The 13,716-nt window shown below is 67.3% G+C and carries 13 protein-coding genes; 10 read left to right on the top strand and 3 right to left on the bottom strand.

Annotated features, from left to right (window positions below):
• Positions 1 to 247: 247 nt before the first annotated feature.
• The 10 genes from secY to G6N46_RS24340 all read left to right on the top strand — a co-directional run bounded on the left by secY (position 248) and on the right by G6N46_RS24340 (position 9,286).
• Positions 248 to 1,570 carry a preprotein translocase subunit SecY gene (secY, locus tag G6N46_RS24295; protein WP_138250440.1) on the top strand — a complete coding sequence of 441 codons (1,323 nt, stop codon included), beginning with the start codon at positions 248 to 250 and terminating at the stop codon, positions 1,568 to 1,570.
• Complete coding sequence (locus G6N46_RS24300) at positions 1,567 to 2,112, top strand: adenylate kinase (RefSeq protein WP_138250439.1); 546 nt, start codon at positions 1,567 to 1,569, stop codon at positions 2,110 to 2,112. The genes secY and G6N46_RS24300 overlap by 4 nt, the downstream gene beginning before the upstream one ends.
• 27 nt (positions 2,113 to 2,139) lie before the next feature.
• A complete protein-coding gene (gene map, locus G6N46_RS24305) occupies positions 2,140 to 2,943 on the top strand; it encodes a type I methionyl aminopeptidase (RefSeq protein WP_138250438.1) in 804 nt (267 codons plus the stop codon).
• 51 nt (positions 2,944 to 2,994) lie between these two features.
• Positions 2,995 to 3,519 carry a sigma-70 family RNA polymerase sigma factor gene (locus G6N46_RS24310; protein WP_138250437.1) on the top strand — a complete coding sequence of 175 codons (525 nt, stop codon included), beginning with the start codon at positions 2,995 to 2,997 and terminating at the stop codon, positions 3,517 to 3,519.
• 8 nt (positions 3,520 to 3,527) lie between these two features.
• A complete protein-coding gene (locus G6N46_RS24315; protein WP_138250597.1) occupies positions 3,528 to 4,244 on the top strand; it encodes an anti-sigma factor family protein in 717 nt (238 codons plus the stop codon).
• A gap of 72 nt (positions 4,245 to 4,316) precedes the next feature.
• A complete protein-coding gene (locus G6N46_RS24320) occupies positions 4,317 to 6,032 on the top strand; it encodes a thiamine pyrophosphate-binding protein (protein ID WP_138250436.1) in 1,716 nt (571 codons plus the stop codon).
• Positions 6,013 to 6,660 (top strand): DUF8713 domain-containing protein, encoded by a 648-nt coding sequence (locus G6N46_RS24325; protein ID WP_138250435.1) that lies wholly within the window; start codon positions 6,013 to 6,015, stop codon positions 6,658 to 6,660. Before G6N46_RS24320 ends, G6N46_RS24325 begins: the two co-directional genes overlap by 20 nt.
• A gap of 7 nt (positions 6,661 to 6,667) precedes the next feature.
• Positions 6,668 to 7,687: a 3-oxoacyl-ACP synthase III family protein gene (locus tag G6N46_RS24330; protein ID WP_138250434.1), complete on the top strand. Its 1,020-nt coding sequence runs from the start codon at positions 6,668 to 6,670 to the stop codon at positions 7,685 to 7,687.
• Positions 7,684 to 8,727, top strand: a complete 1,044-nt coding sequence (locus G6N46_RS24335; protein ID WP_138250433.1) for a pyridoxal phosphate-dependent aminotransferase — start codon at positions 7,684 to 7,686, stop codon at positions 8,725 to 8,727. The genes G6N46_RS24330 and G6N46_RS24335 overlap by 4 nt, the downstream gene beginning before the upstream one ends.
• A gap of 70 nt (positions 8,728 to 8,797) precedes the next feature.
• Positions 8,798 to 9,286 (top strand): MarR family winged helix-turn-helix transcriptional regulator, encoded by a 489-nt coding sequence (locus tag G6N46_RS24340; protein ID WP_138250432.1) that lies wholly within the window; start codon positions 8,798 to 8,800, stop codon positions 9,284 to 9,286.
• 5 nt (positions 9,287 to 9,291) lie between these two features.
• Here G6N46_RS24340 and G6N46_RS24345 read toward each other — a convergent pair whose 3' ends face one another.
• The 3 genes from G6N46_RS24345 to G6N46_RS24355 all read right to left on the bottom strand — a co-directional run bounded on the left by G6N46_RS24345 (position 9,292) and on the right by G6N46_RS24355 (position 13,614).
• Positions 9,292 to 11,616, bottom strand: a complete 2,325-nt coding sequence (locus G6N46_RS24345) for a GGDEF domain-containing phosphodiesterase (RefSeq protein WP_138250431.1) — start codon at positions 11,614 to 11,616, stop codon at positions 9,292 to 9,294.
• Between the two features lie 124 nt (positions 11,617 to 11,740).
• Positions 11,741 to 12,937: a GAF domain-containing sensor histidine kinase gene (locus G6N46_RS24350; protein WP_138250430.1), complete on the bottom strand. Its 1,197-nt coding sequence runs from the start codon at positions 12,935 to 12,937 to the stop codon at positions 11,741 to 11,743.
• Positions 12,934 to 13,614, bottom strand: coding sequence for a response regulator (locus G6N46_RS24355; RefSeq protein ID WP_138250429.1), 681 nt, complete (start codon positions 13,612 to 13,614; stop codon positions 12,934 to 12,936). Before G6N46_RS24355 ends, G6N46_RS24350 begins: the two co-directional genes overlap by 4 nt.
• Positions 13,615 to 13,716 lie beyond the last annotated feature (102 nt).

The following is a 13,716-nucleotide window of genomic DNA, read 5'->3' on the forward strand; positions in this document are numbered from 1 at the left end:
CGTTCCTGAACGCGGCAGAAATGCCGGGTGGCGGCATGTTTCGCCGCGTCCCGGCTGGGTAGGAAGGGTTCGGCGCCGAGCGGATGCAGGTCGCGGGGACGGCAACTGTTATTCTCGGAGACTGATTTGACGGCGCGTCCAGGCAGGTCGGGTACCTGCTGTGTTCGCGCACGGAATTAACCAAACGCTGGACCTGACCAGCCCCATCAGCACGCCGCGGCCCGAGCTCGGCTGCGCAGGAGGAAGAGTGCTTTCGGCTTTTATCTCGTCCCTGCGGACGGCCGATCTGCGACGCAAGATCCTCTTCACGCTGGGTGTAGTCGTCCTGTATCGGGCCGGTGCCGCGTTGCCGTCCCCCGGGGTGAACTACCCGAACGTGCAGAAGTGCATCGAGCAGGTCAGTGGCGGTGACGCCGCACAGGTCTACTCGCTGATCAACCTGTTCTCCGGCGGTGCGCTGCTGCACCTGTCGGTGCTGGCGGTCGGCGTGATGCCCTACATCACCGCCAGCATCATCGTGCAGCTGCTGGTCGTGGTCATCCCGCGCTTCGAACAGCTGCAGAAGGAAGGCCAGTCCGGTCAGGCCAAGATGACGCAGTACACGCGTTATCTCGCGATCGCGCTGGCAGTTCTGCAGGGCACCTCGATCGTCGCGATGGCCGCGAGCGGCAACCTGCTGCAGGGCTGCACCCTGAACATCATCCAGGACCAGAGCATCTTCACCCTGGTCGTGATCGTGCTGGTCATGACCGCGGGCGCCGCCCTGGTCATGTGGATGGGCGAGCTCGTCACCGAGCGTGGCATCGGCAACGGCATGTCGCTGATGATCTTCGCCGGCATCGCTGCCCGCATCCCGTTCGAAGGCCAGTCCATCCTGGAGAGCCGCGGCGGCGTGGTCTTCACCTCGGTCGTGGCCGCAACGCTCATCATCATCGTCGGCGTCGTCTTCGTCGAGCAGGGTCAGCGCCGTATCCCGGTGCAGTACGCCAAGCGCATGGTGGGTCGTCGCATGTACGGCGGCACCTCGACCTACCTGCCGCTGAAGGTCAACCAGGCCGGCGTCATCCCCGTCATCTTCGCCTCGTCGCTGATCTACATCCCGCACCTGATCACCCAGCTGGTCACCGCCGGCGATCCGAACGCGTCCAACGGCTGGTGGTCCAAGGCCGTCGCCAAGTACCTGACCAACCCGGCCGACCCGGTCTACATCGCGATCTACTTCGGGCTGATCATCTTCTTCACGTACTTCTACGTGTCCATCACGTTCAACCCCGACGAGCGGGCGGACGAGATGAAGAAGTTCGGTGGCTTCATCCCCGGCATCCGCCCGGGTAAGCCGACCGCCGACTACCTCCGCTACGTGCTCAGCCGAATCACGCTGCCGGGCTCGATTTACCTCGGATTGATCGCCGTGCTGCCTAATCTGTTCCTGCAGAGCGGCGGCAGCAGTGCACAGAACCTGCCGTTCGGCGGTACCGCCGTGCTGATCATGATCGGCGTGGGTCTGGACACGGTGAAGCAAATCGAGAGCCAGCTCATGCAGCGCAACTACGAAGGGTTCCTCAAATGAGAATGGTTCTGCTGGGACCGCCGGGAGCAGGCAAGGGCACCCAGGCCGAGAAGCTGGCCGAGAAGTTCGGCATCCCGCAGATCTCCACGGGTGATCTGTTCCGTAGCAACATCAGCAAGGGCACCCCGCTGGGTGTCGAGGCCAAGAAGTACCTCGACGCCGGCGACCTGGTGCCGGCCGAGCTGACCAACGCGCTGGTCGACGATCGTCTGGATGCCGACGACACCGCCGCCGGCTTCATCCTCGACGGCTTCCCCCGTTCGGTCGAGCAGGCCGTCGCGCTGCGCGAGATGCTGGCCAAGCGCAACCTGAAGCTGGACGCGGTGCTGGAGTTCCGGGTTTCGGAGTCCGAGCTGCTGACCCGGCTGAAGAGCCGCGGCCGCGCCGACGACACCGAAGAGGTCATCCTCAACCGCATGAAGGTGTACCGGGACGAGACCGCACCGCTGCTCGACTACTACCAGGACGAGCTGGTGTCGGTTGACGCCGTGGGCAGCCTCGACGAGGTTTTCGCGCGCGCCCTGCAGGCGCTCGGTAGCTGAACCACCGTCTCAGGTCAGTAGTTTTCGATGATCGGTCTACCCCGACGCGGCCGGAAGGTCGTCCCGCAGCGGACTCCCGGTGAACTCGACGCGATGGCCGCTGCCGGCTCCCTGGTGGCGGCCGCGCTGAAAGCCGTTCACGAAGCCGCTGCGCCGGGAATGTCCACCCTGGACCTGGACCAGATCGCCGAATCCGTCATCCGTGACGGCGGCGGTATCCCGTCGTTCCTGGGCTATCACGGGTTCCCGGCCACCATCTGCGCGTCGGTCAACGACCGCGTGGTGCACGGGATTCCGACCGCTGACGAGGTGCTCGCCAGCGGTGACCTGGTGTCCATCGACTGCGGCGCCATCCTGAACGACTGGCACGGCGACTCGGCCGTGACGTTCGGCGTCGGTCCGCTGATCGACGCCGACCAGAAACTGTCGGACGCCACCCGCGAATCCATGGAGGCGGGCATCGCCGCCATGGTGCCCGGTAACCGGCTGACCGACGTCTCGCATGCCATCGAGGTCGCCACGCACGCCGCCTCCGCCCGCTATGACCGCAAGTTCGGCATCGTCGCGGGCTACGGCGGCCACGGCATCGGTCAAGAGATGCACATGGACCCGTTCCTGCCCAACGAGGGATCGCCCGGTCGGGGCCCGTTCCTCGAACCGGGTTCGGTGCTGGCAATCGAGCCGATGCTGACGTTGGGTACGTCGAAGACGGTAATTCTCGAAGATGAGTGGACAGTAGTTACCAAAGACGGCTCCCGTGCCGCACACTGGGAACACACCGTTGCTGTCACCGAAGACGGGCCCCGAATCCTGACTCTGCTGCGCGACTGATCCGGTGAACCGGATCGCCCCTGATCTCGTGTCAATGACGGAGGTTGGTGCATGAGCGATCCGGAGGCCGCCATGATGCGGGTGCTTTATGACGAGCACGCTGGCGCCCTTTGGCGCTATGCCCTGCGACTGACTCAGGACTCGGCGCGCGCCGAGGACGTCGTGCAGGAAACGTTGCTGCGGGCGTGGCGGCATCCGGACGTCGTATCCGGTACCGACCAGTCCCCGCGGGCCTGGCTCTACACCGTCGCCCGCAATCTGATCATCGATGAGCAGCGCAGCGCCCGGCGTCGGCACGAAACCACCTCGTCAGAGGTGGTCGAAGCCGAGGACCGGACGGATCCGAAGGCTACCGATGAAGTGGATGTCACCTTGGATCGGATGCTGCTCGGGGGCGCCCTGAGTCAACTCTCCGTCGATCATCGCGCTGTGATCGAGCGCGCGTACTACCGGCAGTTGAGCGTCGCACAGATTGCGGCGGAGCTTCAGATCGCCGAGGGCACTGTGAAATCGAGGCTGCATTACGCGGTCCGGGCGCTGCGCCTGAATCTGCAGGAAATGGGGGTGACTCGGTGAGCATTCACATGGTCGAGTCCGTCGGACCCTTTGACGGCGACCGGTACGCAACCTGGGACGCCGCCTACGTGCTGGGGTCACTGTCCAGCGCGGAACGCCGCGAATACGAGGCGCACCTACAGACCTGCGCCCGGTGCCGCGACGCGGTCGGTGAGATCAGCGGGATGCCGGCGCTGCTGGGGCTGCTGAATTTGGCGGACGTCGAGGAAATCAGCTCCGCGCAGCCCGAACCGCCGCTGCGGCCCGAGGTGCTCGACACGGTTCTGGCCAAGGTGCGGTGGCGCCGACGCCGGACCCGCTGGGTGACGACGGCGGTGGCCGGACTGGCCGCGGCGGTGTTGGCGGTCGGTGCGGTGGCCGTGGTTTCCCCCGGGTTCTTCGGCGGTGGTCAGAGCCAGGAGCAGGTCGCGCAGCTGCCCATGCAGCACGTGGCACCCACTCCGTTCAACGCCACCATCGCACTGAGCAGCTTCGGCTGGGGCACCCGGATCGACATGGCCTGCAGCTACGGCGACTGGTCCAGCGGACCGGCCGCGCCGCCGACCAACCTGGGTATGGTCGTGGTGGGCCGCGACGGCAGTCGCAGCCAGATCGCCACATGGTTCGGCATGTCGGGTGCCACCGCGTTGCCGAGTGGTAACACGCCGAAGCAGGTTTCGGAAATTGCTGCGGTACAACTGGTTTCCGCTGACAACGGCAAGGTGCTGCTGGAGCGCAATCTGTAGATTTCCCGGCGGCGTTGAACCATCCGCCGCTCCGCCTCGTGTCTTGAGTAGACGAGCGGAAGCAGGTGGCAGATGGTCAGCAGGCATCGGGTGGTGGACCACATCATCACGCAACTTGCGGCGTCGGGCATCGAGTACATCTTCGGTGTCGACGGGGCCAACATCGAGGACCTGTACGACGCGGCGTTCCTGCGGGATGACATCACCGCGATTCTGGCCAAGCACGAGTTCTCCGCTGCCACCATGGCCGACGGCTACAGCCGCGCGGTGTCCCGCATCGGCGTGGTGGCCGCGACATCAGGTGGCGGCTCGCTGAATCTGATTGCGGGACTGGGTGAATCACTGACCAGCCGGGTACCGGTACTGGCGCTGGTGGGACAGGCGCCGACCAGCATGGACGGCCGTGGCAGCTTTCAGGACACCAGTGGGCGCTCCGGATCGCTCGACGCGGTGGCGCTGTTCTCGGCGGTGTCGGTGTACTGCCGCCGCGTGACCGACCCGCAGGACATCGTGCCGGCCCTGGCGGAAGCGCTGGTCGCTGCCGACGGTGGTGGCCCGGCGGTGCTGCTGTTGCCGAAGGATGTCCAGCAGGCGATGGTCGACATGGTCAATCCCGTTGCTGTGGAGCAGGATTCGCTGCTGGCTGATCCGGGACCGATTGCCGAGGTGCTGCGCCGGGCACTCGGGCCGGTCACCATCATCGCCGGTGAACAAGTGGCCCGCGACGACGCGCGCCGCGAACTCGAGGAGCTGCGCGCGGTACTGCGGGCCTGGGTCGCCACGGTTCCTGACGCCAAGGATGTCAGCGGCTCACCGGGATTGGGGCAGTCGTCGTGGCTGGGCGTCACCGGGGTGATGGGCCATCCACGCGTGGTCGACGCGATCTCCCGCAGCGCGGTGTGCCTGGTGGTCGGGACGCGACTGTCGGTGACGGCGCGCGCCGGCCTCGATGACGCGCTGGCCGGGGTGCAGACCGTCTCGCTCGGTGCGCAGCGTCCGTATGTGCCGACGACACACGTGAATTCGACGAACTTGCGGGCGTCACTGTCGGCGTTGACCCGGTCGCTGACGGGGTCGGGTCGGCCACACGGGATCCGGGTGCTGGATCCGTTGCCGCACACCGAACTTCAGCCGCCTGCGCACGACGGCCCGGGCATCCGGTACCGCGATGCCGTCGGGCTGCTCGACGACGTGTTGCCCGACGGTGCCGACATCGTCGTCGACGCCGGCAACACCGGTGCCTCGACGGTGCACGGGCTGCCGGTACGCCGGGCCGGCCGCTTCGTGGTGGCCCTCGGGATGGGCGGTATGGGCTACAGCTTCGGCGCTGCGATCGGCATGTGCTTCGCCCGGGCGAAAACCGCTGGGCCGCAATACCGGACCGTCGTGGTGGCCGGCGACGGCTCGTTCTTCATGCACGGCATGGAAGTGCACACCGCGGTGCAGTACCGGCTCCCCATCACTTTCGTGCTGTTCAACAACAATGCGCACGCCATGTGCGTCACCCGCGAGCAGCTGTTCTACGGCGACCGCTACAGCTACAACCGGTTCGCGCCGGCCCGCCTCGGCGCCGGACTGGCCGCAATGTTCCCCGGCCTGCACGCGACAGACGTCACCGAGCTGCCGCAGTTGGCCGGCGCGTTGACCGACGCGCTCGGGCGGCACGGGCCGTCGGTGATCAGTATCGAATGTTCTGCCGACGAAATCCCCACGTTCGCACCATTTCTCGATTCAGCCACCCAACAGACGCAGAAAGAGAGCCCACAGCATGTCGCTGCCCGCGCTTGAAGACATCGACGTACCCATCGACGGGGTAACCCGCATCGAGAACGCGCCCCGGGAGAAGGCCACGCCCATCATCATGGAGATGATGCGGTCGGTCTATCCGCACGACGTGGTCTTCGGTGACTACTGCACCGTCAACGACTACGTGGACTGCCCACCGGACGAACTGTTCGAGTACCTCTCGGACACCCGCAGCCTCGAGGAGTGGACCTACAGCCTGCGCGGCTTCACCGAAACCGAGGAGCCCGGTCTCTGGCTGGCCTATGACCGGCTGGGTTCGGAGACCGAAATCTACACGCGCACAGTGGCGAACCGGGACGCGATGACCGTCGACTACCACTGCGCGTGGGACCAGGGCCAGCACCTGTGGATGATCTACCTGATGCGCGTCGTCGACGCGCAGGTCGTGCTGAACAAGCCGGGCTCGGTGGTGCTGTGGACCAACTGCCACCACCCGTTCTACGACAAGAACCCGTACCCGGAGACCGCGCCCGCGCAGCGCCCGGTGTGGGTCGGGGACTTCTGGGACATGTTCGGGGCGGGCCACCGCCTGGAGCTGGACAACCTCAAGGCGATTGCCGAATACCGGCACCGCAACGGTCTGCCGATCACCCCGGCCTGGATGAAGTGAGCGACGCATGAGCCAACCAGCTGTGAGCCTGCTTGACGTTTCGACCTATCTCCCCGGCGAGCCGATCGGTGCCGACTACTACGCGCAGTTCGCCGGGTCCGACGACCTGCGGGACAACCTGATGTTCCGGGCGCCGAAGTTCCGGCACCACGTGGCGCCCGACGAGACCGCCATCGACATGGTGGAACGCGCCGCCGCGGGCCTCCTTGAGCGGCACGGGCCGGACGTCCTGGCTGACGTCGACGTGCTGATCACCCACACCCAGCTACCCGACATGCCGTTCTACGGCGGCGGTGGTGGCATGGCGAATCGCCTTGGCATGAGACCGAACTGGGTGATCGACCTGCACAACGGCGGGTGCGCGGCCTTCATTCTCGGGCTGAAGATGGCCAAGCAGCTGCTGGCATCCGGTGAGGGCCGCACCGCGCTGGTGGCGGTGGCGCAGAACGCGGCGGGGCAGGTTTTCGACCAGGAGACCATTCGGCCCAAGGCCCAGGCCTCGGTGCCCGGTGACGGGGCCGCCGTCGGACTCGTTGCGGTGTCCGATGTTTCACCGATCCTCGACGTCGAGTGCCGCACCTACGGCGAATACGCAGGTGACATGACCATGTCCGTCGACCCACCGCGCAAGTGGTGGCAGGCCGGACCGGGGGAGGGGTGCATCGGCTTCACCGAAAGCAAGATCACCAAGGTGCTGGCCCGCGGCAATCGCCAGGTGCCTGAGGTGGCCTACGCGGTGTGCGACCGGATCGGGTTGGCGCCCAAGGACATCGGCCTGCTGGTCACCAACCAGCCGAACCGCGTGTTCCTACGGAACTGGCGGGAGGCGCTGGAGTTGCCGGAAGAGAAGCATCGCGACACTTTCGACGAATGCGGCAACCTGTTCGCCGCGGGCGTGCCCGTCAACCTGGACCGGGCCATCAGCGACGGCCAGGTCAAGAAGGGCGACGTGGTGATGATGGCGGCCTTCGCGCATGCCGGTGACTTCGCCGGTGCGGCTGCGATGCGGTGGGGCGGTCAGCGATGACGCCCACGTGCGCACTCGCCGAGGCGGTCGGTTCGCTGCCGGCTGCCGACGACCCATTGGCGTTGGCGCTCAACGAGAATCCGTTTCCGCCGCTGCCGGCGGTGCGGGCCGCACTGACCGCGTCGATCGGCGCGGTGAACCGCTATCCCGAGTTCCTGCCGCAGCGGCTGCGGTCGCTGATCGCGGGGCGGGTCGGCGTCGCCGACGAGCAGGTGCTGGTCGGCGCGGGCGCCACGGGCGTGATCCTGCAGGTGTTGCAGGCCGTCACCCATCCCGGTGACGTGCTGGTGACGGCAACACCGACCTTCGACGGTTACCCGATCTTCGCGCAGATGGCGCGCTTGCGGTCGGTGACCGTGCCGCTGGACCGGCACGGTCACCACGACCTCGACGCCATGGCGGCGGCCGCGGCGCGCGCCCGCGTGGTGGTGATCTGCCGCCCGCACAACCCGACCGGAACGGTCGAGTCGGCCGCCGACCTGTACCGGTTCCTGGACCGGGTGCCGTCGGGCACCGTCGTCCTGCTGGATGAGGCGTACGTCGAGTTCCTGGCCCCAGAGTTGTGCCTGGACATCCCGTCGCTCGTGGTCCGGTACCCCAATCTGGTTGTGGTACGCACGTTTTCGAAGGCCTACGGGCTGGCCGGCCTGCGCATCGGCTACGGCGTGTGTGCGCCGTCGCTGGCGCGGGAGCTGTGGGGGATGCAGCTGCCGTTCGGGATCGGCATCACCGGACTGGTCGCGGTCGCGGCATCGTATGATGCGGAAGATCAACTGCGGCAGCGTATCCGGATGATCTCCTCGGAAGGGGCGTACCTGCGGGCCGGGCTCCGGGCCATGGGGGTGTACTGCACCGACAGTCACGCCAACTTCGTGTATCTGCCGAGCGGAGCCCGGTCGTGGTCGTTCGGCGATGACGGCCCGCGCGTGCGCAGCTACGCCGACGGCGGGGTCCGGATCACTGTCGGGGACCGCAGATCGTCACGCGCGGTGCTGGCCGCCATCCGTAACGCGGTGGACGGGACGGACGTCGGGGCCTGACTGCGTCGGAATCGGCGGCTACCTGGGCGAGCGAAGCGACGGGGAATGTGCCGTGCGGTATGAATGAGCGGTGAGCAGTGACCCCATCGCCCGGGCCCGGGCCAACTGGGAGCGGGCCGGCTGGGGCGACGTTGCCGACGGCATGGTCGCGGTGACGTCGGTGATGCGGGCCCACCAGATTCTGCTGGCCCGCGTGGAGACTGCGCTGCGGCCCTATGACCTGAGCTTTTCCCGCTACGAACTGCTGCGGCTGCTGGCATTCAGCGGCAGTGGCGCGCTGCCGATCACCAAGGCGTCCGACCGGCTGCAGGTGCACGTCACGAGCGTCACGCACGCCATCCGGCGGCTCGAGGCCGACGGTCTCGTCGAGCGTGTCCCGCATCCCACCGACGGGCGGACGACCCTGGTGCGGCTGACCGATGTGGGCCGCTCGACGGTCGAGGACGCCACGGTGACGCTGAACAAGGAAGTGTTCGCCGACGTCGGGATGTCCGATGCGCAGTCCGCGGCCCTGGTCGACGCGATCGAGACCTTGCGCCGCACTGCCGGCGACTTCTGACCGGCTCAGCGCCGTAGCGGGTTCCGCGATTCGATCAGGGGCCGCAGCGATTCGGCGAACATCGGTCTGGCGAAGTAGTAGCCCTGGCCGATGTCGCAGCCATATGCCGAGAGTTGCTCGGCGGTCGCGGCGTCTTCGACGCCTTCGGCCACACTCGTGATGTTCAGGGCGTGGGTCAGGTTGATCACCGATCGCACGATGGCGGCGGCGCGGGGATTGTGCGTCATCGGCAGCACGAATTCGCGGTCCAGTTTGAGCTCATCGACCGGCAGGTCCCGCAGGTAACTCATGGTCGAGTAGCCGGATCCGAAGTCGTCGATCGACACCCGCAGGCCCGACCTTCGCAGCCGGTCGATCACCACCTCCGTCCGGCTCATGTTCGACAGCAGCATCTGCTCGGTGATCTCCACCGTGAGCGCGCTGGCCGGCAGCGAGTGCTGGGCGAGGATGGCACCGATCCGATCGGCCAGGCCGACGTCGGTCAGAGACGGCGCGAAGAGGTTGATGGCGACCGGCACATTGCGATGGCCCGCCCCGAACCATGTCGAGGCGTCCAGGACCGCTTGCTTGAGCACCGTGTCGGTGACCGAGCCGATCAGCCCGTTGCGCCGGATCAACGGCAGAAACTCGGAGGGCGTGAGCAGGCCGAGCTCGGGATGAGGCCAGCGGAGCAACGCTTCCACGCCGACGATCTCGCCTGTCGCCAGCAGCACTTTGGGCTGATACACCAGCTTCAGTTCGGAGTCGCCGATAGCACGGCGCAGTTGCCCGAGCAGCTGCACGCCGGCATGCGACGGCAGCCGTACCCGGCCACTGTCGCTCCATCGTTGCGGCTGGTCCAGCGGCGAAACCTCGCGCATGTCCGCGGAGAAGGTCTGGACGCCGCCGATTCCGGTTCGTTTGGCGGCGTACAGCGCAATATCGGCCTGCTGCATCAGGTCGTCAGCGCTGACGTCGGGCTCGTCGGCCGGGGCGATCGCCAACCCGACACTCGGGTGGATGAAGACCTTCTCGCTGTTGAGGGAGAACGGTGCGTCGAACGCCTCGATGATGCGCTCGGCGATGGCGGTGGCCGCCGTCGGTGCCGATCGGATGAGCACGGCGAATTCGTCGCCGCCGAGCCGGGCGACGGTGTGCTCGGCAGGCACCGTGCTCTTGAGCCGACTCGCGACGTCGATCAACAGTTCGTCGCCGGCCGGGTGCCCGAGGTTGTCGTTGACCATCTTGAAGTCGTCCAGGTCGAGCGCAAGCACGGCGACGGGCAGCCGGTCGCCGGCACGGGACTGGATGGCCGCATCGAGGTGGTCGTTGAACATCAGCCGGTTGCCCAGGCCCGTCAACGGATCGCGCCTGGTCTGGTCGGCCAGGTCGAACAGCAGCCACCGGTTCTGGATCAGCACGATCAGCTGCCGGATCAGCGCCGTCATCACGAGCACGGAGGCGGCGATCAGCACCGGTTTGTCGTTGGTCATCGGCCAGAGGTCGACGAGCCCGACGACCACGGCGGCCACCATCGGCGAATACGGCAGCCAGAGCAGCGGATCGGACAGGGGCTGCCGCTTCCGCGCGGTGGCCGATGGCGGTTGACGGGCATCGATCAGGCCGCCGGCACTGAACAGCACCAAGCCGGCCGCCCAGCAGACGACAGCCACCGGACTGGTCGAATTCGATTGAGCCAGAACGTATATCCAGATGCTGTCGGCCACTGCCACCACGATCAGCCCCGTGCAGACCAGGATGATGGCCTGGCGTTGGCCCGGCACGGTCGAACTCACGGTCAACACCGCCACGGTGATCATGACGACGTCCGAGATCGGGAACGCGACCGACACCGCGGTAGCCATCCAGCCGGCATGCGTGGATGCGAACAGGTCTTCCAGGATCAGCACCCAGCACACGAGGAACAGCGCCGAGGCGATGATGACGCCGTCCAGCACGGGGCGCAGTGCCGACATGCGGTCGGGCTGCACCTTGCCGACGGACGCGACGACCACCGTGCAGGGCAGCAGCAGGAACGCGGCATCGGCGACCGACGGAAACGGCGGCGGTGCTCCGGGCACCGCGTGGTGATAGAGCAGGATCAGGTTGCCGACGACCCAGCCCGCCATCCCGATCGCCAGGACCAGCCAGACGCGCTGCCGCCGGCCACGGTTGGCCCGGTAGGCCGCCACGGCAGCCAGGCAGGCAAGGCTGCTGAAGACCGTCAGTCCGATGTCATTGGTGAGGCGTGCCGCCGTCGTGCCAGGGTCACCCGAGATCACCAGATAGGCGAACACAGCGAAGGTGACCACAGCAGCGCCGATGATCGCCTTTGTGTTGCCTGTGCGCACCTGAACCCCCGTGTCAGCCTAGATGGTTCGGCATTCTTCGGGCATTGTCAAAATTTGCCCAGCTGACTACATGGCGCACGGTGATACAGATCTAGCAACCACAGGTGGTCGGCCGGCACCGTCGTCAGTTCGTCGAAGGCAGGGGGATTGTCGCGGTGACGATGGTCCCCGAACCCGGCCGGGACCGGATGTTCAGCCGGCCGCCGACGATCTCGGCGCGCTCGGCCATCGACAGCAACCCGTAGCCGCCGGTCTCGTCGGCGCCGAGCGGCCGCTCGAAGGTGTCGAAACCGATCCCGTTGTCGATGATCTCGAGCCGGGCGTGCTCCTCGTCGGCCGCGAACTTCAGCAGCGCGTTGCTGGCGTGGGCATGCTTCACGACGTTCTGCAGGCACTCCTGCGCGATGCGGTACAACGCCAGCTCGATGTGGTCGGGCAGGCGCACGTCGGTCAGCTCCACATCGACGTCGAGCTGGCCGATGGAGCGTGCGAGGCTGGCCAGCCCGCCGGCCAGCCCCAGGTCGTCGAGCACGGGCGGGCGCAGGTTCCCGATGGCGGCGCGGGCCTCGCCGAGGGTCAGGTCCACCAGTTCCCGGGCCAGCGTCAGCTGCTCGGCCGCGACGGCGGTGTCCGACCCCACCGCCCGGCTCGCCGCGTCGAGCCGGTACGACAGCGTCACCAACCGCTGCGAGATGCCGTCGTGGATATCGCCGGCCAGCCGGCGGCGTTCGATCTCCTGGGCCTCGATGACCTGCTCGACGAAGTTCTCGTGGGCACGTTCGCGGGCGACGAGCTGGCGGTGCAGCCGGGCCTGGTGCATGGCGCCGGCGATCAGCCGGCCGATGACCAGCAGCAGCTCGACGTCGCGGGCGGTGAACTCCCGGCGCTCGACGGTGTGCACGTTGAGCACGCCGACCAGCCCGCCGGGATCGGTCTCCATCGGCACCGACACCATGGAGGCGAAGTCGCTGCCGCGCAGTGATTCGAACGGCCGGTACCGGGGGTCGGATTCCTTGTCGTGGCGGATCACCACGGGCTCGCGGTTGCTGGCCACCCAACCGGAGACACCCTCGCCCAGCGGAAGCCGGATCTTGCCCACCTCCTGGTCGAACGGTGGGGTGGCGCCCGCCAGCGTCAGCGATCGCTCGGTGTCGTCGAGAACATGGACGAAGCAGACGTCCGTACCGGTGGCCGCCGTGATCATCCGGGCGGCCGCCGCGGCCAGCGGCTCGACGCCCGGCCCACTCGAGGCGGCCTGGATCAGCTCGCGCAGCAGGGCCAGTTCGCGGTCGGCGGTCAGCACCTCATTGCGCGGTGTCATCGGTAGATGCCCTCCCGCAGCGCGGTGGCCACCGCGCCGGCACGGTCGCTGACGTCGAGCTTGCGGTAGATCGACCGAAGGTGGCTCTTGACGGTCTCTTCACCGATGACCAGCCGGGTCGCGATGCCGCGGTTGGACAGGCCGTCGACCACGAACGACAGGATTTCGCTCTCGCGCTGAGTGAGGCCCTGCCGGGCGCCGGGCCAGAATTCGTCGCGCTGCATGCGGGCGGCGGTGTCGGCGGCCCGGGCGGCCATGCTCGGGTCGATCGCGGTGGCCCCGCCGTGCACCAGCTCGAGCTGACGGACCAGGTCGTCGCTGCTGATGCTCTTGAGCAGGTAGCCCGACGCCCCGACCCGCAGTGCCTGGTACAGGTACTGCTCGTCGTCGTACACCGACAGCATGACCACTTTGCGGCCCGGATCGCGTTCCCGCAGCTCGCGGCACAGGTCCAGGCCGCTGGCGCCCTGCATCCGGACGTCGCACAGGACGATGTCGGGCTGCAGCTCGTCGACGACGGCCGCGGCGCGTTCGGCGCCGACGGCCTGGCCCACCACCCGCACCCGGTCGCTGAACGCGGCCAGCATGGCCTTGAGTCCCTCGATGACCATTTCGTGGTCATCGACCAGGATCAGCCGCACCGGCGCAGCCGCGTCGGGCTGGGGCTCTGCGGTCATGCGCGATCCGCCTCTGGCTTCTCGCTGGTGCGCATGGCATCACCTTAGAGCCGCGGTTCCGCGCTGGTCGGGAGGACCGGCTGTGGACCACCGGAGAAATTC

The sequence above is a fragment of the Mycolicibacterium phocaicum genome (assembly GCF_010731115.1).
Taxonomy (GTDB): Bacteria; Actinomycetota; Actinomycetes; order Mycobacteriales; family Mycobacteriaceae; genus Mycobacterium; species Mycobacterium phocaicum.

What these genes read in the sequence shown, in the direction of transcription:
- G6N46_RS24300 (WP_138250439.1), top strand. Translation starts at nt 1,567, where the DNA reads ATGAGAATGGTTCTGCTGGGACCGCCGGGAGCAGGCAAGGGCACCCAG.
- map (WP_138250438.1), top strand. Translation starts at nt 2,140, where the DNA reads ATGATCGGTCTACCCCGACGCGGCCGGAAGGTCGTCCCGCAGCGGACT.
- G6N46_RS24310 (WP_138250437.1), top strand. Translation starts at nt 2,995, where the DNA reads ATGAGCGATCCGGAGGCCGCCATGATGCGGGTGCTTTATGACGAGCAC.
- G6N46_RS24315 (WP_138250597.1), top strand. Translation starts at nt 3,528, where the DNA reads ATGGTCGAGTCCGTCGGACCCTTTGACGGCGACCGGTACGCAACCTGG.
- G6N46_RS24320 (WP_138250436.1), top strand. Translation starts at nt 4,317, where the DNA reads ATGGTCAGCAGGCATCGGGTGGTGGACCACATCATCACGCAACTTGCG.
- G6N46_RS24325 (WP_138250435.1), top strand. Translation starts at nt 6,013, where the DNA reads ATGTCGCTGCCCGCGCTTGAAGACATCGACGTACCCATCGACGGGGTA.
- G6N46_RS24330 (WP_138250434.1), top strand. Translation starts at nt 6,668, where the DNA reads ATGAGCCAACCAGCTGTGAGCCTGCTTGACGTTTCGACCTATCTCCCC.
- G6N46_RS24335 (WP_138250433.1), top strand. Translation starts at nt 7,684, where the DNA reads ATGACGCCCACGTGCGCACTCGCCGAGGCGGTCGGTTCGCTGCCGGCT.
- G6N46_RS24350 (WP_138250430.1), bottom strand. Translation starts at nt 12,937, where the DNA reads ATGACACCGCGCAATGAGGTGCTGACCGCCGACCGCGAACTGGCCCTG.
- G6N46_RS24355 (WP_138250429.1), bottom strand. Translation starts at nt 13,614, where the DNA reads ATGACCGCAGAGCCCCAGCCCGACGCGGCTGCGCCGGTGCGGCTGATC.